Genomic DNA, 20,256 nt, shown 5'->3' on the forward strand with positions numbered 1-20,256 from the left:
TATGAGCGGAAAATCGGTCAATTACTCCCGTACTACCATCACCGAGCTGATGATACCTGCCTATGCCAATTTTGGTGGAAAAATACACGGAGGGATTTTATTATCACTTATGGATAAAGTCGCTTATGCGTGCGCCTCCAAACACGCTGGTACGTACGTTGTAACAGTATCTGTAGAAGGCGTCAATTTTTTACAACCCATCGAAGTAGGAGAACTCGTATCTCTACATGCCTCGGTCAATTATGTAGGACGAAGTTCGATGGTGGTAGGTATTCGGGTCATTGCCGAAAACGTACGCACAGGCACCCAAAAGCACACCAATACTTCTTATTTTACGATGGTAGCCAAAGACGATGATGGAAAGCCCACGGAAGTTCCTCCATTGGTGCTAGAAAGTAAAGAAGATAGTAGGAGGTTTTTGGAAGCTATCAAGCGGCGTGAACTCAAAGCACTGTATGCGGGAGATTTTGACAATGAAAAAGTCCGCATGAAATTAGAAGAAAATTTACACCTTCTCGAAAAAGAAAGATGTATCATAAAGTTTGAGAATGGGAAGTAGTCACTTCCCATTCTTAACATTTTTTATTTTGCATACGCTACAGAGCGCATCTCCCGAATCACCGTCACTTTTATCTGTCCAGGGTATTGCATTTCTTTTTCTATCTTTTGAGAAATATCGAAAGATAGTTTACCTGCGGCTTCGTCGTTTACAGCTTCTGAATTGACGATTACGCGTAATTCACGTCCTGCCTGAATCGCATAGCACTTATCCACTCCAGGAAAATTAGTAGCCAATGCCTCTAAGTCTTTCAAGCGTTGGATATAAGACTCCATCATTTCGCGACGAGCGCCAGGACGAGAACCTGAAATCGCGTCACACACTTGGATAATGGGCGACATCATACTCGTCATTTCGATTTCGTCGTGGTGCGCTCCTATGGCATTGCATACTTCTGGATTCTCTTTGTATTTTTTGGCAAGCTCCATTCCCAAAATCGCGTGCGGTAGCTCTGATTCTTCGGGCCATACTTTTCCAATATCGTGAAGGAGACCCGCTCTTTTTGCCAATTTAGCATTCAATCCCAATTCAGAAGCCATAGTAGCGCAAAGACGTGCCACTTCACGAGAGTGCTGAAGCAAGTTTTGGCCATAAGAAGACCTAAAACGCATCCGTCCAATCATCTTCACAAGCTCAGGATGCAAACCATGAACCCCCAAATCAATCACCGTACGCTCTCCTATTTCGACGATTTCATCGTCAATATTTTTCTTGGTTTTGGCCACTACTTCTTCGATACGAGCAGGGTGAATACGGCCGTCTTGTACCAATCTATGCAGAGACAAACGTGCTATCTCACGGCGAACTGGGTCAAATCCTGAAATCACAATAGCTTCGGGGGTATCGTCGACGATGATTTCGCAACCTGTAGCCGCTTCTAATGCACGAATATTCCGCCCTTCACGACCGATAATCTTTCCTTTGACATCGTCACTTTCGATATTAAAGACGGATACCGTATTTTCGATAGCATGCTCTGAAGCCGTACGCTGGATGGTCTCAATAACAATCTTTTTTGCCTCTTTAGTAGCCGTAAGCTTGGCTTCGTCGATGGTATTTTTGATAAAGGCCGAAGCTTGAGTTTGGGCGTCTGCCTGAATAGCATCTATCAGTTGAGCTTTGGCTTGCTCCGCAGTAAGATTGGCGATACGCTCCAACTGCTCTACTTGGGAGCGGTGCATTTTTTCAGCTTCTTCACGGCGCTTATTCGCAACTTCGGTTTGCTGCTCTAGGTTTTTCTTTAAAGTCTCCAACTCATTCTCACGGCGCTTATTTTGCTCCGTCATTTGATTGAGTTGTTGTTCACGTTGTTTGATTTTCTGCTCATTTTGCAGAATAATCTGTTTCTTTTTATTTGACTCATCCTCAAACTCGGATTTGAGTTTCAAGTATTTTTCCTTGGCTTCAAGAATGCGGTCTTTTTTGATGTTTTCAGCTGTTATTTCAGCATTCTTGACAATTTCCCCCGCTCTTTGCTGGGCGTCTTCTTCGGTCTTTTTATTAGATTTTTTGAGGACAAAGTACACTATTGCTGCTCCCACGGCGGCCGAAACCGCAGCATCAAGCAAAAAAAACAATATATCCATTTGACATCTGTGTTTAAGGTTCTACATATTTTCCTTTAAACCAGCATACGTTAGATATACATAACTGAAGCTACCAAATAATTTAATTTTGGTTCGATGGACTGAAGTATTTTTGTAGATAGTCTAAGTGTTTGAAAACTGTAGACTCTATCACGTCTATATCGTTATCTCCTTTGAGGCGAGCTACCATAGCATCAAGGCATACCATAGCCAATACTCTTTGAATATCTTTCTCACCTTTTTCTTTCATTCGAACTTCTACTTGGGTATCAACTATTTTGGCTGCATCTCTCATAAAAGACTCCTCGTCGTCTGAGTTGGCCCAGACTTCGTAAGTTTTATCGGCTATTTTCACCTTTAAAAGTCGTCTTTTCGGTTCTTTTTCCATGAGTTGAGTCATAGCTTTTGTAACAACGCTATGGTTTCTTCTATGTATCGAATGTAATCGTCCAATTTGGTGTTCAGTTGCGTAATCGCGTCTGCGTTTTTCTGGTTTTTTACAATTATAGACAATTGTTTGAAATTATTTAACTTTTCCCTCAAAGAAACTTCTTTTTCGCGCAATTGTTTATTCTCAGCTTTTAAGTTTCGGGTTTCTTGACGCAATGATTTGAGTTCCGCCACTTGGCGTTCATATTTTTTTTCGAGTGCTTCAAAACGGATTTTTAGCTCAATATGAGCGGCTTTTTCGTGACCAAAAGCCGCCTGCAAAGCCGTAATACTTCTTTCAATAAACAAGAACTGAAAATTCAGCTCATCGAGCAACCTATCATCTTCAAATGTTGCTAGTTTATTTCCGGTGTACTTAGACATCGCATTTGCAAAAATCAGTGTGTATTACCTCTCCTACTCCCTACATTTATTTTCTGATAACAGCCCCCAATTCCTTTTCAAAACCTAACATCAGTTTTTGCATGGCTTTGTCAATGACTTTATCGGTCAGGGTCTGGGCTTCGTCTTGGAGTGTAAAACTCACTGAGTATGACTTTTTATCAGAACCAATATTCTCTCCCTCATACACATCAAATACGTTGATATTCGTCAACAGTTCTTTTTCGTATTTGTGGGCTGTTTGTCTAATCTGCTCAAAAGTCACAGCTTTATCCAATACCAAAGATAAATCACGGCGTACTTCTGGAAATTTAGAGACTTCCGAAAAACGAACTTTATCGTTGTATTGCTTAAGCAAGTACGCCCAGTCAAAATCTGCATAAAATACTGGCTGCTTAATGTCTAACATTTTGGTAAGCTTGCTTCTGACTTGACCAAAACTCACCACCGGTTTTTTCTTGACAGTGTACGTAAGGCCATACTCAAATACTGACTTATCGGTCAATTCCTGCTTATCTACATTATGTACCCTGAATGCATTTAAAACTAGATGCACTTGGGCTGCTAAGTCATGAAATGCCAATTTTTGATCTTTGGCTACCCAGCTTTCCGCCTGCTGATGCCCCGCCATCAATAGTATCAAATGCGATAATTCTTTGTATTTACCTTCTACTTTGTGGTAGGTTTTACCAAACTCACAAAGTTTCAAATCTCGTTGACGGCGATTGAGATTATATGCCAAACTCTCCAAGCCTGAAAACACCATAGTTTGCCGCATTACCGATAAGTCTTCGCTCAAGGGATTCAGTATTACTACATCTTCGCCCACAAAACTTCCTCGTACAGCATCATTGTAGATGGGCTTCGTGAGAGAGTTGGTCATGGTTTCGTTAAATCCATTGGCAGCCAACAAATTTGCAATTCGTAATTTCTGTTTATCGGGATCTACCAAAGGAAAACCTGACAAAAAGTTGGCAGAGAGATGGTCAGAAAGCTCAATATTATCAAACCCAAAAATCCGCAAAATCTCTTCGATAATGTCAGCTTCGCGGGTCACATCTACCCGATAAGGCGCGACGGAAGCCACAAACCCTTCTGAAGTTTCGTCCAATATCTCAATGTCGAGACTTGTCAAGATTTGCTTTATCAGCGCACGGTCAAGGGTTTTTCCAATCAAACGGTCAATATTGCGGAATTTGACTGGTATATTATTGTTAGGAATGGGATTGGGGTAAATATCCACTACTTCTGAAGTGGTCTCTCCACCTGCTACTTCTTGAATCAGCAAAGCAGCGCGTTTGAGAGCATATACCGGCATGTTGGGGTCAGTACCTCGCTCAAATCGGAAAGATGCGTCTGTTTTGAGACCGTGGAAAGTTCCGGTACGTCTAATCCACGCTGGCGAAAAATAAGCTGCTTCCAAAAATATCCCTGTCGTGCTTTCAGTCACGCCCGATTTGGTACCACCAAACACCCCCCCGATACACATAGGTTCTTCGGCGTTACAAATCATCAAATCATGCTGGGAGAGTTTTCTTTCGACACCATCAAGCGTCACAAAAGGAGTACCAGCTTCTAAGGTTTTGACGATTACTTTATGCCCACTGATTTTAGCGGCATCAAAAGCGTGCAACGGCTGCCCTAGTTCGTGACAAATATAGTTGGTAATATCCACCACATTGTTGATAGGACGCACACCCACTGCCTGCAATTTTTCCTTCAACCAATCGGGAGATTCTTTGACCGTCAGCCCCTCCATCAAAATTCCGGCATAGCGCGGACAGGCTTCCGAATTTTCGACGATTACTTCTACCCCTGAAGCAGAAGGTGCTTCATTGGCTATGAATTGATCAATGGATGGCCATTCTATCTCACGATTCAATACTGCCTTGAGGTCACGTGCTACGCCAAGATGCGAGGCAGCATCGGCACGATTGGGGGTAAGGCCGATTTCGATGACATAGTCGGGCAACAATCCAAAGTATTGAGCAGCAGGAGTACCGTTGGCCAAATCAGTGTCCAACACCATAATACCCGCATGAGATGCGCCTAATCCAATTTCATCTTCAGCACATATCATCCCTTCTGAGGGCTGACCATATACCTTGCGTTTTGAAATCGTAAAAGGTTCTCCTTGGGTAGGGTAAATCGTAGCCCCTACGGTAGCTACTACTACTTTTTGCCCAGCTGCTACATTGGCAGCTCCGCATACGATGGTAGAGGGCTGTTCGGTTCCGATATCAACCGTAGTCAAGTGAAGGGTTTTTTCTTTGACCGCAAAAGGCTCACAAGTGAGCACTTCTCCTATTACTATTCCATTGAGGCCACCCTGTACTTTTTCCACAGGTTCTATGCCTTCTACTTCTAGTCCCGTAGCTGTCAATAGTTTACCTACTTCTTCAGCAGACTCCTCAATATCAATTAGTTGTTTAAGCCAGTTATAAGAAATTTTCATAAAACATTCAGTCCCAATATTGATTGGGTGTATTTAAAATTGTTTTAAAAGTCTAAGTCTTTTACTTAAAACTTTTAGTTTAGACTGCAAAATTAGAGGATTTTGGGGAAAGCCTATAACTAGTGGTCTTCCTTATCTCGGAAATTATTCACTAGCAAACCTTATTTCTATTTATCAAAGTTTTTTTCTCCTGCTTCTATTCTTACTGGCAGGGTGTTTTCTTTGGGAGGAATCGGGCAGGCATAGCTTGCGTTGTAGGCACAATATGGATTGTATGCCACATTGAAGTCGATAAGAAGTTTGTTGTCTTTCACATCTTCTGTTTTAAAATCAAGATAGCGCCCTCCTCCGTAAGTTTCCTCAGGTGCTGTGGCATCGCGAAACAAAATAGAGAGACCTTTGTCGTGTTTATAAATCAAAAGACGATATACATTCAAATCGGCGGCTTCGCTTTCTCCAGGCAAGGTGAATTCAGCAAATCCATATTTTTCATAGGTTTCTTTGCTACCATCCGTCATTGGGACCGATACCTGCTTGTCTGAAGCAGCGCTATGATAAGGAATCACTTTGGCCTCAACCTTATAAGTAGGGTCAGGAGCGAAATAATGCAATCCTTTAAAATTAGATTTGTCGGCAATCGGTGAGCTATCAGAATTTCGATAAAAGTTATCTTTATCCTTACGTTCTTTTTCTATTTGAGCAACATAATCATCGACCGAAACGGTTGTTTCTTCTCCCAAAAAAGTATACCCAATAATCCCTATGATTACCAAAAAAATAATACCTACAACAAATTTATTTTTTAACATATTGATTCTTTGTTTGAAAAGAAAAACAAAAGGGTTAGAGGCTAAGTCAAAACCTAACATCTAACCCTTAATGTATAATTATTGCTACAATATTGCCTTTTCCAAGGTATTTTTCACGCCGTTGGTCATCATATCTGTAAGATATTCGGTGATGGTTTCGGCAAATCCTTCCAGTTTTGTTAAATCAGCTTCCCATATTTTAGTATTGCTCAATACTGTTTGTACCAACTCCCCTACTGACTCTGTCGTAACTCCTTGCCATTTCTCATAGAAATAAGCTGCTTGTTCGTCATTAATGATATAAAAATCTTCACCTCTTTGGCCATAATAATGCTCATTTTGTTGTTTTACGGCTTTCATAAACAACAAATAAGCCGCAAATCCAATAGCAAACAAACGAGGAGCCTTGCCAAACTGCTGATAATAACGCCGTATGGTAGTGGCATTACGAGCGTTCATTTTGGAAGTTTGCTGTAGCGTAATTCCAATGAGTTTTTGTTGAATAAACGGGTTACGATAACGATTCAGGATATCCCCCGCAAATACTTTCAACTCATCCATTTGTTCGTCAAAAGGCAAAGTAGGTACGATTTCGTCATAAATGATGTTCTCGTAATACTTCGACATAGCAGGGTCGTTCATGCACTGAAACGTAATATCAAATCCACTTAAATACCCTAGTGGCGCCGAAGCACTGTGACTACCATTGAGAATACGAAGTTTACGCTCACGATAGTAGGAAATATCTTCGTCAACGATGACGTTGGGGTGGATTTGCTCAAACGACAATACTTTTTTAACTCGCTCATCGCCTTCAATCGCCCACAAAAGATAAGGCTCCGCAACGGTCAATAATGAATCTTGGTAGCCTATCTTTTCTTCAAGAGCGGCATGAGTGACCGCATCTGGCTTACCGGGCACAATCCTGTCTACCAAAGAATTACAGAACTTGACATGGTATTTCAACCATTTGTTAAATAATTTTCCTAATTCATTGTAAGCAGAAAGTTTCTCGACACATTCGCGTAGCTTGAGGCCATTATCAGTAATAAGCTCGGTAGGAACTACTACGACTCCTTTGTCTTTTTTGCCACCATACGTCCGAAAGCGCTCATACAAAAAAGCCGTCAACTTGGCCGGAAAAGACTGGGGAGGGCTTTGAAAGATATTTTCCTCAACGTATTGAATGCCTACTTCTGTGGTATTAGAAATAATCACTTCTAGATGCGGATTACGAGCCACTTGAAGAATACTTTGCCAATTGTCTTGCGCCGAAATCACCCTACTGACCGCCGTAACCGTCGTAGCTTCATCGATCGTATTTCCTTCTCCGTCGACACCCCGCACACAAACCGTGTAAAGACCATCTTGGGCAGCAAAATCGTCGGCTGAACCAGCGGTAGATTTCACAACTACAATACGCCCACTAAAGATATGCTGCTTGTTGGCTTGGTCTATAAGATAGTCACACAGACCTCTAAGCAATACTCCTGTACCAAATTGAAGTACTTTTACTGGTAGGTCAAAAGTAAATTGATTTTCGCTATCAACGATTTGTTTGGAAAGTTGAGGCATGATTATCTGGAATATTTGTATTGTTTGGTGAGTCAAAAATGTTTGTATTGGCAAACCTAATAAATTTTACGCAAAACTTATCTTTGTGACGACGAAAGCCTTTAAAACTATAATGGATTTTTTCACTTTTTGACATTTAATCTAAAAGCATAGGTAAAGCAAAACCTGCTTTTTAAAAAAAATAAAAAATGGCCAATTTTATTATTTACGACGATTCCAGCATACGTCCTTGGTTATTACCTTTTACTTTTACTCGTCCTGTTTCTGAAATTCGGTGTGGGATTTGGACATTGACCCAAAAATGGCAGCATTTTCTGAAAGCAACACCCTCTTTCTTGACCGAATCTTACCTTCAAGCCAAATTCCCACTCCTCACTACCGACGACAATGTATTTTTGAACGGTGCCGTCTGCGCAACTAAATCCATTGCCCAAGCGATTGGGCGTCTTAATGAAGGCGAAGCATTGATAGGAAATGATTTGATAATTGCCTACCGCTCGCCTTATGAGGTTGTGAATCCCAAAAATGAATTAAAACTTATTTCTTTTATTGAGTCTTTTACGGTTATTCAGCGGATATGGGACATTTATGGTGAAAATGGTGCTCAAATTAAGGCCGATTTTGAGGCAATCACGCACAATCGTACAAGTCAACCTATTGACGACCCTTACACTCATTGCTATGCACCTCATCAAATTTTTGTAGAAGAAGGAGCAAACATTCGTGCTTCCATTTTAAACGCTCAAAACGGCCCCATTTATATTGGCAAAAACGCCACCATTCACGAAGGAAGCGTCATCATGGGACCTTTTTCACTCGGCAATGATGCTACTGTAAATTGGGGGGCTAAAATGCGGATGAATACAAGCATCGGGCCTTACTGCAAAGTAGGGGGAGAGGTGAGCAATTCGGTGCTATTTGGTTGCAGCAATAAAGGCCATGACGGGTTTCTGGGCAATTCGGTCTTGGGAGAATGGTGTAATTTGGGTGCCAATTGCAATAACTCTAACCTCAAAAACGATTATACTAACGTAAAACTCTATAGCTATGCCACTCACACCCTCGAAGACTCCAATCGTCTTTTTTGTGGGTTATTTATGGGGGATTTTACCAAAGCAGGCATCAGCACTATGTTTAATACTGGTACAGTAGTGGGAGTCAATGTAAATGTATTTGGGGCAGGCTTCCAACCCAAACATATCCCTTCTTTTACTTGGGGTGGCGCCGCAGAAGGTTTTACAGAATACCGCCTCGAAAAAGCGCTCAAAGTAGTTGAAGAAACCATTAGCAGAAAAGGTGAGCCTTTTACAGAAAATGACCAAGAAATCTTAAAACACGTGTTTGAAATCACACGTCCCTAACACGAAAAGCTATGGCATTATCGACCTTCCAACTCCTAGTTTCGCCCTACCTAAATCATAAAATAAAGTTCATGGTTATTGTGGTATTAGGGATGATGTATCATGACGGACATACCCAAAATGATACACTGTGGCTTAGAGGAAAGGTTGAGAATCTATCATTGAGACTTTATCGCCGTGCCCCTGAAGTCGTGGTATCTAGAACCAATATTTTACGTCCCAATCGGGTGATTATTAAAGTGGCACCACTACAATCCGACGGAAGTTTTGAACTAAAAATCCCTTTAGTTTATCCAATTGAGGAATGTAATCTTTCTTATGCCAACATGAGTGTGCCTTTCCTAGCCACCAAAGGAAAGAGTAATGTCAAAATCAACGGCGATTCGCTCGACAAAGCCAACTTACCTCTTCTTTTTGAAGGTGTGCTCGCCAATATCAATAATCAACATACTCGCTTTTGGGCAGCTTTCAATAAGTGGCTTATTACTAATCCTGAAAAAAAAGAGAGTACAGACAATATCAATCGTTTTTGGGAAACACTCACTACCGAACGAGAGCGCCGCACTGCCTATTTTAGTTCTTTTTTTTCCCAACCAGAACCTTTACTAAGTCAGTGGGTTCTTTCATCTTTCAGCGATATTATGGTAGCTAGGTTTTATGACCAGCTGCTCCAAACCGACGCTCCTTTTCCTACTTCTTTCACTAGTCTTGTTGCCTTAGATACCACCCAAATCCTCACGTTCTCTAAAGCGAATAGTTATGACAAATTTATACAACATACTGTCAATACTACCCCTACCCCCAAAGAGTCCACCCTGCCTGTGAAGTTACTTTCTACCCTTATTTTAGAAAATATTCCCAATCTCAGCGAAGAAGAAAAAGAACGCCTCTTTTCATTTACAGAAAATGGCGTCGCCAAAATGCGTGATATTAATTTTTTAAATACACTTTTTGAACGAAGAAAAGACATCATGCAACCCTTGAGTATTTTTGAAACTTACCTCAAAAAATACGCAAGTGCAATCTCCACAAAAGAACTTGATTATATCCAAGCCAACTTTTATGCCCGCTATATCAATAGCGCCATGCCACAAACCATGGAACTTTGGTATCATCATATACGTCCCAAGATTTCAAATCAACTATATAAAATATCCTTAGACGAACTACACCACAACGAAAACTTAGATTCTACCCTTATCAATAAAACCTACCGCCAACTCAGCGAAAATGCACAAGTTAATATAAATGAAGCCCTAGAACCTATTTCAGGTGTATATCTCCACCAAAATGCCGTTGCCGACGGAAATGCAGTTTGGGAAAAAATCAAAAGACATTATCGCGGTACACCTTTTTACGTCATTTTTTGGACCAACGACGATCTTGGTCTCCAAAGTTTGGAAGAAGCGCGACTCCTTAGAAATTTATATTCTGAAAAAGAATTGCCTTTTGTGTACCTATGCGAACAGGACTCCGGAGAAGATTTATGGGTACAATCTGTAATTAAAAACAAAAACAGAGGCTTACACATCAAGCTAACGGAAGAGCAAAACGATTTTTTTGTGAATTCGTGGGGAATTACCCGCGTACCTCATAGTGTGCTTGTAGACGCTACAGGCAAATACATCAGCCGCGACGCGCCCTTACCTAGCGACCAAAAAGGCTGGGAAAAAATTCATAATAAAATCTGGCGCTAAGCTTCTTTAGGAGTAAACTTAGGTTGAAGAATAGGATATAAAACCACCGACAGTAAAATCACCAAAGCCCCCACATAAAATCCCGTAGTCATACGCTCGTGAAGGATAAAATAGGCCAAAATCATGCCGTATACAGGCTCTAAATTGATAGTAAGGTTGAGCGTAAAAGGGGAGATTTTGCGTAGCAAATGAACCCCTGCCGAATAAGCATATACCGTACATACCAATGCCAATATCCCAATCCAGAGCCAATCAGAAGGAAGGGGTAGAAGCTCGCGAGAGGTAAAACCCTCGCCCAACGACACTCCGATGATACCAATAAGCATGGCAAGCGTGGCTCCATTCATTTCATAAAATGTAATCAAAAGAGCATTGTGGCGAGTCACAAGGCGACTGTTGGCAATCGTAAAAAGAGCGGCCAAAAATGCCGAAACAAGAGCCAAACTCAAACCTAACGACTGGTCAAATTCGAATCTAAAAATAAGATAAAGTCCTGCTATCACCACTAGACTCAACAATACTTCCAATGGCCGCACGCTTTTACGATTGAAAAGAGGCTCCAACAAAGACGTAAAAAGAGAAGTAGTAGACATCCCCGCCAAACACACCGAAGCACTAGACACATGTGCTGACCCAAAAAATGTAAGCCAATGTAAACCCATAATCACCCCTACGCCGAGCATCGCCCAACGGTCATGAGTAGGGACTTTTTTCCATTCTTTCCAAAGCCACAATACTATCGCTAGTCCAATTGCCGCTAAAAGAGTTCGGAAAAAAGTCAGGCTTACGCGAGAAAGAAAGGGATTCACTAGCTTGCCCAATATAGCCGTAAACCCCCAAATAAGTACTAGAAAGTGTAAGTGTAAATAATCTCCTAATGTAGGCTTAGGTGCATTGCTCATGAAAGTTACGTTTGAAAGCAACAAAAGTAAAAGTTTAGCGTCAAATCTCCCTAACTGTGGGGAGTTCTCCTTATTTTTGTGCTGTATTTGGGTGCCTCATATTTTTGTTTTATCGCAAATTTTGAAGGCTTAATAGGGAATTTCGTGCAAAACGAAGACTGTCCCCGCAACTGTGAGTTTCGTCGAAAATCGCTCTCTTGCTTCTATACACCACTGACGATTTGAATGTCGGGAAGGTACCGAGCGATGAAACAAGTCAGGAGACCTGCCCAAAGCTTTTTTTATCGCCACGTACGGAGGATTCGTAGCCTAACCACATTCCAAATTTATGAAACAAACATTCAATCCCCGCGTTCTGACACTATTGTGTTTTATTTTAGCTATTGCGCTGATTCGTATTTTAAACGTCGCTCAGCCTTCTCCTATTTCTAATTTTACGCCCATTGGTGCAATGGGGCTGTTTGGAGGTGCTTATTTTAGTTCTCGCTGGAAAGCTTTCACTTTTCCTCTTTTAGCACTTTTGGTGAGTGACCTTGTCGTCAATGCGGTAGTGTATCGCGGTCAGTATGGCTTTATTTATGATGGTTGGTATTGGGTATATGGCATTTTTGCTTTGATTGTGGTGTATGGCAAAGTGTTATTAAACAAAATCAATATCAAAAATCTGCTCCTCGCCTCCGTAGTAGCAGCACTATCGCATTGGGTCTTATCCGATTTTAGTGTATGGCTCGCAGGGGGTACAGATCTTCGTACAGGTTTGCCTCTTAGTCGCGATTGGTCGGGCTTGGTACAATGCTTGGCTCAAGGTTTTCCCTTCATGCGCAATTTCTTAGCCGGCACCATCGCCTACAGTGCCCTCTTGTTTGGAGGCTTTGAGTTGCTACAGCGCCGTTTTCCTCAACTTGCTTTGGGTAAATAATGACGAAGGCTTTCATGAATTGGTCGGGCGGAAAAGATTCCGCCCTGTCTCTTTATCATATTCTACAAAATCACACCTACGATGTAAAGTACTTGCTGACATCGGTCAATGAAGCCTTAGGGCGTGTATCAATGCACGGTGTCCGTGAAGATTTACTAAACTTGCAAGCCCAACGCATAGGGCTTCCGCTCATTACATTGCGCCTACCCGAGACTTCCTCTATGGAAGAGTATAACCTCCGGATGAGCGATACCCTTCGTCCCTTAGCAGAGGCAGGCATTACCCATTCTATTTTTGGAGATATTTTCTTAGAAGATTTGCGCCAATACCGTGAAAATCAACTTACAAAAGTGGGGATGCAGGGTAGCTTTCCCCTTTGGAAGCGAGACTCGCAAGAGTTATTAGCGGAGTTTTGGGATTTAGGATTCCAAACCATAGTAGTGAGTGTCAATGGTAATTACCTCGACTCTTCTTTCTGTGGGCAAATCCTCAATCAAGATTTCGTTAAGAATCTTCCAAAAGGAGTAGATGTATGCGGCGAAAATGGCGAGTTTCATACTTTTGTGTTTCAAGCTCCTTATTTTTCCAAATCCATTGATTTCGAAAAAGGCGAAACCGTCGAGAAAATATATCAATACAAAAACGCATCAGGCGAATCTCTTCAGTCTACTTATTTTTTCACTGATTTGATACCTACTATACCATGACTCATTCTAATATTACCAAAGACGCTATCCGCAAGATATACCATACTCCGCTTTTAGAGCTTATTTACCAAGCAGCTACGGTTCATCGTCAACACCACGACCCGCAGGAAGTTCAAGTCTGCACACTACTTTCTATCAAAACAGGCGGATGCCCTGAGGATTGCGCTTATTGTCCACAAGCGGCTCGTTACCAAACAAATGTACAAGCTCATAAGCTGATGGAAATAAACGAAGTACTAAGTGCAGCCCAAAGAGCTAAAGATACTGGAAGCACACGTTTTTGTATGGGAGCAGCTTGGCGCGAAGTACGCGATAACCGCGATTTTGACCGGGTACTGGAAATGGTAAAAGGGGTTAATAAAATCGGCTTAGAAGTATGCTGCACATTGGGAATGTTGAGCGAGTCTCAAGCTCAAAAGCTAAAAGATGCAGGTCTGTATGCCTACAATCACAATCTTGACACGAGTGAAGAGTTTTATGGAGATGTCATTTCGACCCGCACCTACGATGACCGACTCGACACCCTGCATCATGTTCAAAAAGCTGGAATTTCGGCTTGCTCAGGCGGTATCATTGGAATGGGAGAAAGCGACGAAGACCGCATCGGAATGCTCTACACCTTGGCCTCTCTTCCTACCCCTCCCGAATCGGTACCTGTCAATGCTCTAGTGGCGGTAGAAGGCACCCCTCTTGAAAATCAGAAGCGTGTTTCGGTCTGGGAAATGATACGAATGATAGCCACCGCTCGTATTTTGATGCCCAAAGCTATGGTCAGACTTTCGGCGGGCAGAGTCAACATGAGTGCTGAAGAGCAAGCGTTATGCTTTTTGGCAGGGGCTAATTCTATTTTTGCGGGCGAGAAGCTTCTAACCACCCCAAATCCTGAGATTGATGCCGATGCGGAATTGTTCCAAACCTTAAATATCAAACCTCGATCTGCGTTTAAAGAACAGGCTCTTTCTTTGGTCTAAAGAGTTAAAAAAGAGTCTTTATCAAACGCCTTTCTGTTTTCCTAATTTCCTTTTTATTAGGTCAGGCTACATAAAATCCATTACTTTTGTACTTTCTTTCGTTATGTGATTAGATTTGCTGATGTTAGAATTTGATTGATATAAAATGCCATCACTAAAACCCACCAAAGGAAAATTACTCATTGCCGAACCGTTTTTAGGGGATCCTAATTTTGAACGGAGCGTCGTTTTTTTGTGCGAACATAATGAGCGAGGAACTTTTGGGTTGGTTTTTAATCAAACTACCAATTTATTTCTCAACGATGTTTTGCAAGAACCGGTGGCCAACAATTTACCCTTGTATCTAGGCGGACCTGTTGAGCAAAATACTTTACATTTTTTGCATCGCTTATCTTTTATTGAAGATGCTATTCCGGTAGGTGAGAATTTGTTTTGGAGCGGTGATTTTGAGCAAATTATCAGCATTTTAAATGCGGGAAAAATAACCGAGCAAGATATCCGTTTTTTTGTAGGATATTCGGGATGGAGCGCGGGACAGCTTGATGATGAGCTAAAAAGGGATTCATGGATTGTGGCCGAAACAGACGCCGCTTTTATTTTTGATACTCCTACCGACCAATTTTGGCGCGCTGTATTGCGACGAATGGGCGGCGAATATCGCGTAAAATCACACTACCCTACTGACCCAAGATTAAATTGATTGTTTATACATAATACCTTGTGGGATAGAATCCCTTCGCATCACATTTTTTTGCAACATTATCATGAATTTAAAATTTAAGTTTTTAGCTCTTTTTTTCACAGTAGCTATTGCTACTCAGGCTCAAACTGTTTATATGAAGCCTCATTTGGGATTAAGAGCTGGGTTAAACATCTCACGGAGTACTTATTCCCCCAACTTTATTTATAATCTCAAGGCTCAATCCCACCCTAACTTAGGTGTTTTTTACCGCTTTCGTACCAAAAAGTGGGTGTTCCAGCCTGAATTACAGCTTTCGGTACGCGGAGGTACTTTTAAGGGAGAAAACGAAATCGTTAAAAATAACCTCAATTATGGAAGTTTTGTACCCGTCCTTGGCTATATTCTTACAGAAGGATTAACCTTTGAAGTTGCTCCCGAGTTTAGTTATTTGCTCCATACTCCCAATACGATTGTACCCCTTCGCCGCAACGAAATGAGCTTGGGCACGGGTCTTAGATTCGACTTCATGGATATGGCCGAAGATTTTAGCCTCAATATCCGGTATATTCATGGCCTCAACAATCTATCAACATCTCAGTCGGAGAGTTTCTCTAATCGCACCTTGCAAGTATCGGTCATTTATAATCTTTACAAAAAGAAATAGACGATACTGCTAAGCCCACAAATAAAATTTGGTTTTTAAAATCACAGTTGTACTTTTGTGACATGAATAACAACATAATCAATATTGCATATTGGTGGCGTACTCATTCTATCGGATGAGCAAGTAGCCTTGTGTAATATTGGAGTGTGTACCAGCGGCTCGTTGCTCATCGCAGCGAGCCGCTTTTTTTATTTCTAAGACATTATCATCAAAACCTACCAATCTAATTCACATATAACAATGGTTCAGACTGCCTTTACCGTCACTACAAAACATCGTAAATTGTTGGGAGATATGCTTACTCCCGTAGGAGTTTATCTTAAATTACGCGACAAGTTCCCTTATACTGTCATGCTTGAAAGTGCTGAATACCACGGCATGGAGCATGGTTTCAGCGTTATTGCGTGTGATCCAGTAGCCTCGTTTGTGATTGATGAAGATGTAGTAAGCCAATCTTTCCCCGATGGTTCTGAAGAGACATTTCCTCTTACTCGTCGTAAGCAAGCCATGCAAACCTTACAAGAGTTTATTAAGCGCTTCGATGCACCTAAAAACGAGTACCCTTTCATCAATGGGGGGCTTTTTGGGCATATTACTTATGATTCGGTAGAATACTTCGAAGATATCGAAATTCAAGAAAAAACACCCGACAATGCCATCCCTCAGATGGTTTATCGCGTATATCGTTTTGTGATTGCCTTCAATCATTTCAAAGACGAAGTATATCTCTTTGAACATGATTACGGAGTTACTCGCGAAGACAGCCATCATAGCCGTAGCATGGGAATGGACTTGGAATCTTTGGAGATGATTGTGAAAGCACCCAAAATGGCCACTTTCCAATTTAAGGCTGCTGCTGAAGAACAAAGCAACGTAACTGACGATGAAATGTCTGAAATCATCCAAAAATGTATTAATCACTGTCTGAGAGGCGATGTATTTCAGATTGTACCTTCTCGGCGTTTTAGCAAAAAGTTTGTGGGTGATGAATTCAACGTTTATCGCACACTTAGGTCTGTGAATCCCTCGCCTTATTTGTTTTATTTTGATTTTGGAAGCTATAAGATTTTTGGATCTTCGCCCGAAAAACAAATTTACATTAAAAATGGACACGCTGAGATTCACCCAATTGCGGGTACATTTCGACGCACTGGAGACGATGAGAAAGACGCCGAACTGGCTCGCCAACTAGCTGCCGACCCCAAAGAAACTGCCGAACACGTAATGCTTGTAGACTTAGCGCGCAACGACCTCAGTAGAAGCTGCGATGTGGTCAAAGTAGAAACTTACAAAGAAGCTCAGTTTTTTTCGCACGTTATTCACTTAGTTTCGAAAGTTACTGGCAAAATGAGCCCTGGGGTCAACCCTCTTCAGCTAGTAGCTGATACTTTTCCGGCTGGCACTCTTTCTGGCGCCCCTAAGCACAATGCCATGACAATCATCAATCGCCTCGAAACTACCAATCGGAGCATTTATGGTGGGGCATTAGGGCACATTAGCTTTAGTGGCGATTTCAATCATTGTATTACGATTCGTACTTTTTTGAGTAAAAACAATACTTTGTTTTATCAGGCCGGTATGGGAGTAGTAGCCAAATCAAACATTGCTTCTGAGATGCAAGAGGTGCATAACAAACTGGCAGCTCTCCGAAAAGCAATCGAATTGGCTAATGAATTGTAAATAGCCTTTTTATTCTTTATTACTAAAGTTTCTTTATCTTTGTTTCACTTATTGCATACTTTTTGCATAAATTAACAGGGAGGTTAATTTGTAATCACTTTCAACGTATGAGGGGATATTTTATACTATTGGCAGTTTTTGTTTCCACACTTACATTTGGACAGGGAGGCATCAATCTTACTACCGTTGGAAATACTACACCTTGGTCGCCTCAAGGTGTTTTGACAAAGACATTTCTGGACGTAGGGACGCCCGCAGTCAACGTAACTGCTACCGTAGAAGGCGATACTCGCCGTTTCAACAACAGCACTCCTCGAAACGACTCTCGCGGGCTTTGGCTTAGTACGTCTTTAGGAACACCCCTTGAAAGAGTTACTGTTACCTTCAATTTTAGTTCACCTGTTACAAACCTTTCGTTTAGAATTCTGGGGGTTGACCGTGACCTTAGCTTTAGTAACTATCAAGATAGGGTAGCTATTGACGGTCGAGATGCCACAGATGCTGGGATAACCCCCGAAATTTCTTATAATCCTTCTACAGCTTATTTATCTAATGGGGAGCTCCCTCATATCAAAAACATATACGGTTTTACTCCTGACCCTTATGATAGCACCTCGACAGAGGTAGTTTTTCGGAATGTAGGTGTCAAAAAACTCACCCTTACTTTTGGGAGTGGACTTCTCGTCCGTGAAGGCCCACTCACTACCCAAAGTATTTTTATTTCAAGTTTATCGTGGTCAAATGTAGTGCCTGTCCAGCTCATTTATTTTCGTGGACAAGCTGAAAGCAATCGTGTACGTCTTAATTGGGCTACTGCCACCGAAACCAACAGTGATTATTTTAGTATCGAAAGAAGTGTAGATTTAAAAGAGTTTTTGCCGATTGGTAAAATAACCTCCCTAGGCGAATCCCGTCAGCGTCATGAATACAGTTTTTTGGATGAAGCTCCTTTGCCAGGGGTCAATTATTATCGACTCAAACAAGTTGACAAAGACCTCGCGTTTGAATACTCTAAAATCATTGCGGTAAGTTCGCAGTCTCAAGCTTCCGATTTTGTGATTTATCCGAATCCCTCCGATGGCAAAACAATCAAACTACAATTTGATAATATTGAGCTAGATGCTCTTCGACTAGTCAATATGGTAGGTCAAGAAATCCCCTTTGAAATACAAGCGTCTTCGACCAATAGTCTTACCATTCGGCCTTTTCAGGAACTTCGCTCAGGGCTTTATTTTATTACTTATGCAACCCTTGGACGCAACAGAATCACACAAAAGCTGTGGGTGAGTCAGTGACGATGACTTATGATGTAATTATAGTAGGCGGAGGTCATAATGGTTTGGTAGCTGCGGCATATCTGGCCCAAGCGGGTAAATCTGTGCTACTGCTTGAGCGAAATGACTATCTCGGAGGAGCCACTACCTCTCAACGTATTTTTCCCGAATACGAGGCATATCTTTCGCGTTATGCTTACTTGGTAAGTTTGTTTCCTGCTAAAATCATTCAAGACTTAAAGCTATCTATTCAACTCAAACGTCGAAAAACTGCCTCTTTTACTCCGTTCATTAAAAACGGAAAATCGTCGAGCTTACTTTTAAGCAATGTTGATGAGCACCTCAATACTCAACAAATCAAACAGCTACATCCTAAAGATTATGAAGGGTACCAACGAATCTTGTCGTTGCAGCAAATATTAGCCACTAAGATTTGGGACTCATTTTTGTGGCCCCTTCATTCCAAAGAGGACTGGGAAAAATCGCTTAGCAATTCTGACGAAAAATCGGCATGGCAAGCGCTAATAGAGCAGCCCATTGGGCAGCTGATTGAAACTTTTCTGCATGACGATATTCTACGGGGTGTAGTGTTGACTGATGCCAAAATCGGCACTTTTACTCATGCACACGACCCAAGTTTGCTCCAAAACAAGACTTTTCTTTATCACGTTATTGGCAACAAGACTGGAGAATGGCGCGTACCAGTGGGAGGTATGGGGGCAGTGGTAAGGGCGATTGAGGATACTGCACAAAAAGCGGGTGCTACTATGATTACCGAAGCCTCAGTGGAGCTTTTGCATTTAGGAACTTCTTATCATACCATTGGCTATCAAAAAGGCAACCAAGCATATGAAGCAAAGGCAAAATACGTGTTGATGAATGCTTCTCCAACAACAATCAATAAACTCCTTAACAAAGCCTATACTCCTTCTCTCTCTAATGAAGGAACGGCTTTTAAGGTTAATATGCTTTTACGTAAATTACCCAAATTAAAAGCAAATGATGTTGCTTCAACCGAAGCTTTTGCAGGGACATTTCATATCAATCAATCTTATGAGCAGCTACAAATAGCTTATGAGGAGGCTAGTAGGGGTCATCTTCCTTCACTTCCTCCCTGCGAAATCTATTGCCACACACTGACCGATACTTCTATTCTCTCACCTCAACTTGCCCAAAGTGGTTTCCACACGCTAACTCTTTTTGGGCTTGATATGCCTTATAGTTTGTTTAAACAAAACACCGATAACCTAAAAAAGTCAGTAGTAAAGGCCTATTTAGAGGGTATTAATGAATATCTAGACGAACCTATCGAAACCTGCATTGCTCAAAATAGCGACCAATCTTTATGTATTGAGGCCAAAACGCCTTACGACTTAGAGCAAGAGCTAGGCTTACCACAAGGCAATATTTTTCATGATGCACCTAGCTGGTTTTTTGCCGAAAACACCACCGAGATAGGAAGCAGAGGAGTAGAGACCGAATTTGAAAGGTTGTATATATGCGGTTCGAGTGCCAAGCGCGGAGGAGCCGTAAGTGGTATTCCGGGTTACAATGCAGCTATGAAAGTCCTAGGGTTATGATTTT

At 41.6% G+C, this 20,256-nt stretch carries 18 protein-coding genes and 1 riboswitch; of the genes, 11 read left to right on the top strand and 7 right to left on the bottom strand.

Features of this window, described 5'->3' with window-relative positions:
* Window position 1 precedes the first annotated feature (1 nt).
* Window positions 2-559, top strand: coding sequence for an acyl-CoA thioesterase (locus P1X15_RS14575; RefSeq protein ID WP_277338863.1), 558 nt, complete (start codon window positions 2-4; stop codon window positions 557-559).
* Window positions 560-582: 23 nt separating this feature from the next.
* Here the strand turns inward: P1X15_RS14575 and rny are convergent, their stop codons facing one another.
* The 6 genes from rny to P1X15_RS14605 all read right to left on the bottom strand — a co-directional run bounded on the left by rny (window position 583) and on the right by P1X15_RS14605 (window position 7,815).
* Window positions 583-2,145, bottom strand: a complete 1,563-nt coding sequence (rny, locus tag P1X15_RS14580) for a ribonuclease Y (protein WP_277338864.1) — start codon at window positions 2,143-2,145, stop codon at window positions 583-585.
* A gap of 82 nt (window positions 2,146-2,227) precedes the next feature.
* Complete coding sequence (zapA, locus tag P1X15_RS14585) at window positions 2,228-2,533, bottom strand: cell division protein ZapA (RefSeq protein WP_277338865.1); 306 nt, start codon at window positions 2,531-2,533, stop codon at window positions 2,228-2,230.
* Window positions 2,534-2,541: 8 nt separating this feature from the next.
* Window positions 2,542-2,958 carry a hypothetical protein gene (locus P1X15_RS14590; protein ID WP_277338866.1) on the bottom strand — a complete coding sequence of 139 codons (417 nt, stop codon included), beginning with the start codon at window positions 2,956-2,958 and terminating at the stop codon, window positions 2,542-2,544.
* Window positions 2,959-3,004: 46 nt separating this feature from the next.
* Window positions 3,005-5,431: a phenylalanine--tRNA ligase subunit beta gene (gene pheT, locus P1X15_RS14595; RefSeq protein ID WP_277338867.1), complete on the bottom strand. Its 2,427-nt coding sequence runs from the start codon at window positions 5,429-5,431 to the stop codon at window positions 3,005-3,007.
* A gap of 167 nt (window positions 5,432-5,598) precedes the next feature.
* Window positions 5,599-6,240 (bottom strand): DUF1684 domain-containing protein, encoded by a 642-nt coding sequence (locus P1X15_RS14600; protein WP_277338868.1) that lies wholly within the window; start codon window positions 6,238-6,240, stop codon window positions 5,599-5,601.
* Window positions 6,241-6,324: 84 nt separating this feature from the next.
* Window positions 6,325-7,815 (bottom strand): tagaturonate reductase, encoded by a 1,491-nt coding sequence (locus P1X15_RS14605; protein WP_277338869.1) that lies wholly within the window; start codon window positions 7,813-7,815, stop codon window positions 6,325-6,327.
* Between the two features lie 188 nt (window positions 7,816-8,003).
* Between P1X15_RS14605 and P1X15_RS14610 the strand changes: the two genes are divergently transcribed.
* On the top strand, window positions 8,004-9,176 hold the full coding sequence (locus tag P1X15_RS14610) for a putative sugar nucleotidyl transferase (protein ID WP_277338870.1): 1,173 nt from the start codon (window positions 8,004-8,006) through the stop codon (window positions 9,174-9,176).
* 11 nt (window positions 9,177-9,187) lie between these two features.
* On the top strand, window positions 9,188-10,873 hold the full coding sequence (locus P1X15_RS14615) for a hypothetical protein (RefSeq protein ID WP_277338871.1): 1,686 nt from the start codon (window positions 9,188-9,190) through the stop codon (window positions 10,871-10,873).
* Here P1X15_RS14615 and P1X15_RS14620 read toward each other — a convergent pair.
* Entirely contained in the window at window positions 10,870-11,775 is a 906-nt protein-coding gene (locus tag P1X15_RS14620) for a DMT family transporter (protein WP_277338872.1), read from the bottom strand. The genes P1X15_RS14615 and P1X15_RS14620 overlap by 4 nt on opposite strands.
* Window positions 11,776-11,847: 72 nt before the next feature.
* Window positions 11,848-12,063, top strand: a riboswitch (cobalamin riboswitch).
* A 40-nt stretch (window positions 12,064-12,103) separates the two neighbouring features.
* Here P1X15_RS14620 and P1X15_RS14625 point away from each other — a divergent pair.
* The 8 genes from P1X15_RS14625 (at window position 12,104) to P1X15_RS14660 (ending at window position 20,252) form a co-directional block, all read left to right on the top strand.
* On the top strand, window positions 12,104-12,694 hold the full coding sequence (locus tag P1X15_RS14625; protein ID WP_277338873.1) for a DUF6580 family putative transport protein: 591 nt from the start codon (window positions 12,104-12,106) through the stop codon (window positions 12,692-12,694).
* Window positions 12,694-13,401, top strand: a complete 708-nt coding sequence (locus tag P1X15_RS14630; protein ID WP_277338874.1) for a diphthine--ammonia ligase — start codon at window positions 12,694-12,696, stop codon at window positions 13,399-13,401. The genes P1X15_RS14625 and P1X15_RS14630 overlap by 1 nt, the downstream gene beginning before the upstream one ends.
* Window positions 13,398-14,372 carry a biotin synthase BioB gene (gene bioB, locus P1X15_RS14635; RefSeq protein WP_277338876.1) on the top strand — a complete coding sequence of 325 codons (975 nt, stop codon included), beginning with the start codon at window positions 13,398-13,400 and terminating at the stop codon, window positions 14,370-14,372. Before P1X15_RS14630 ends, bioB begins: the two co-directional genes overlap by 4 nt.
* 145 nt (window positions 14,373-14,517) lie before the next feature.
* On the top strand, window positions 14,518-15,072 hold the full coding sequence (locus P1X15_RS14640) for a YqgE/AlgH family protein (protein ID WP_277338877.1): 555 nt from the start codon (window positions 14,518-14,520) through the stop codon (window positions 15,070-15,072).
* Window positions 15,073-15,136: 64 nt separating this feature from the next.
* Window positions 15,137-15,718 (top strand): outer membrane beta-barrel protein, encoded by a 582-nt coding sequence (locus tag P1X15_RS14645; protein ID WP_277338878.1) that lies wholly within the window; start codon window positions 15,137-15,139, stop codon window positions 15,716-15,718.
* A 240-nt stretch (window positions 15,719-15,958) separates the two neighbouring features.
* A complete protein-coding gene (locus P1X15_RS14650) occupies window positions 15,959-17,398 on the top strand; it encodes an anthranilate synthase component I family protein (protein ID WP_277338879.1) in 1,440 nt (479 codons plus the stop codon).
* Between the two features lie 107 nt (window positions 17,399-17,505).
* Complete coding sequence (locus P1X15_RS14655) at window positions 17,506-18,693, top strand: T9SS type A sorting domain-containing protein (protein WP_277338880.1); 1,188 nt, start codon at window positions 17,506-17,508, stop codon at window positions 18,691-18,693.
* Complete coding sequence (locus P1X15_RS14660) at window positions 18,678-20,252, top strand: NAD(P)/FAD-dependent oxidoreductase (protein ID WP_277338881.1); 1,575 nt, start codon at window positions 18,678-18,680, stop codon at window positions 20,250-20,252. Before P1X15_RS14655 ends, P1X15_RS14660 begins: the two co-directional genes overlap by 16 nt.
* The last annotated feature ends 4 nt before the right edge of the window (window positions 20,253-20,256 follow it).

The organism is Runella sp. MFBS21, from assembly GCF_029433105.1.
Lineage (GTDB): Bacteria > Bacteroidota > Bacteroidia > Cytophagales > Spirosomataceae > Runella.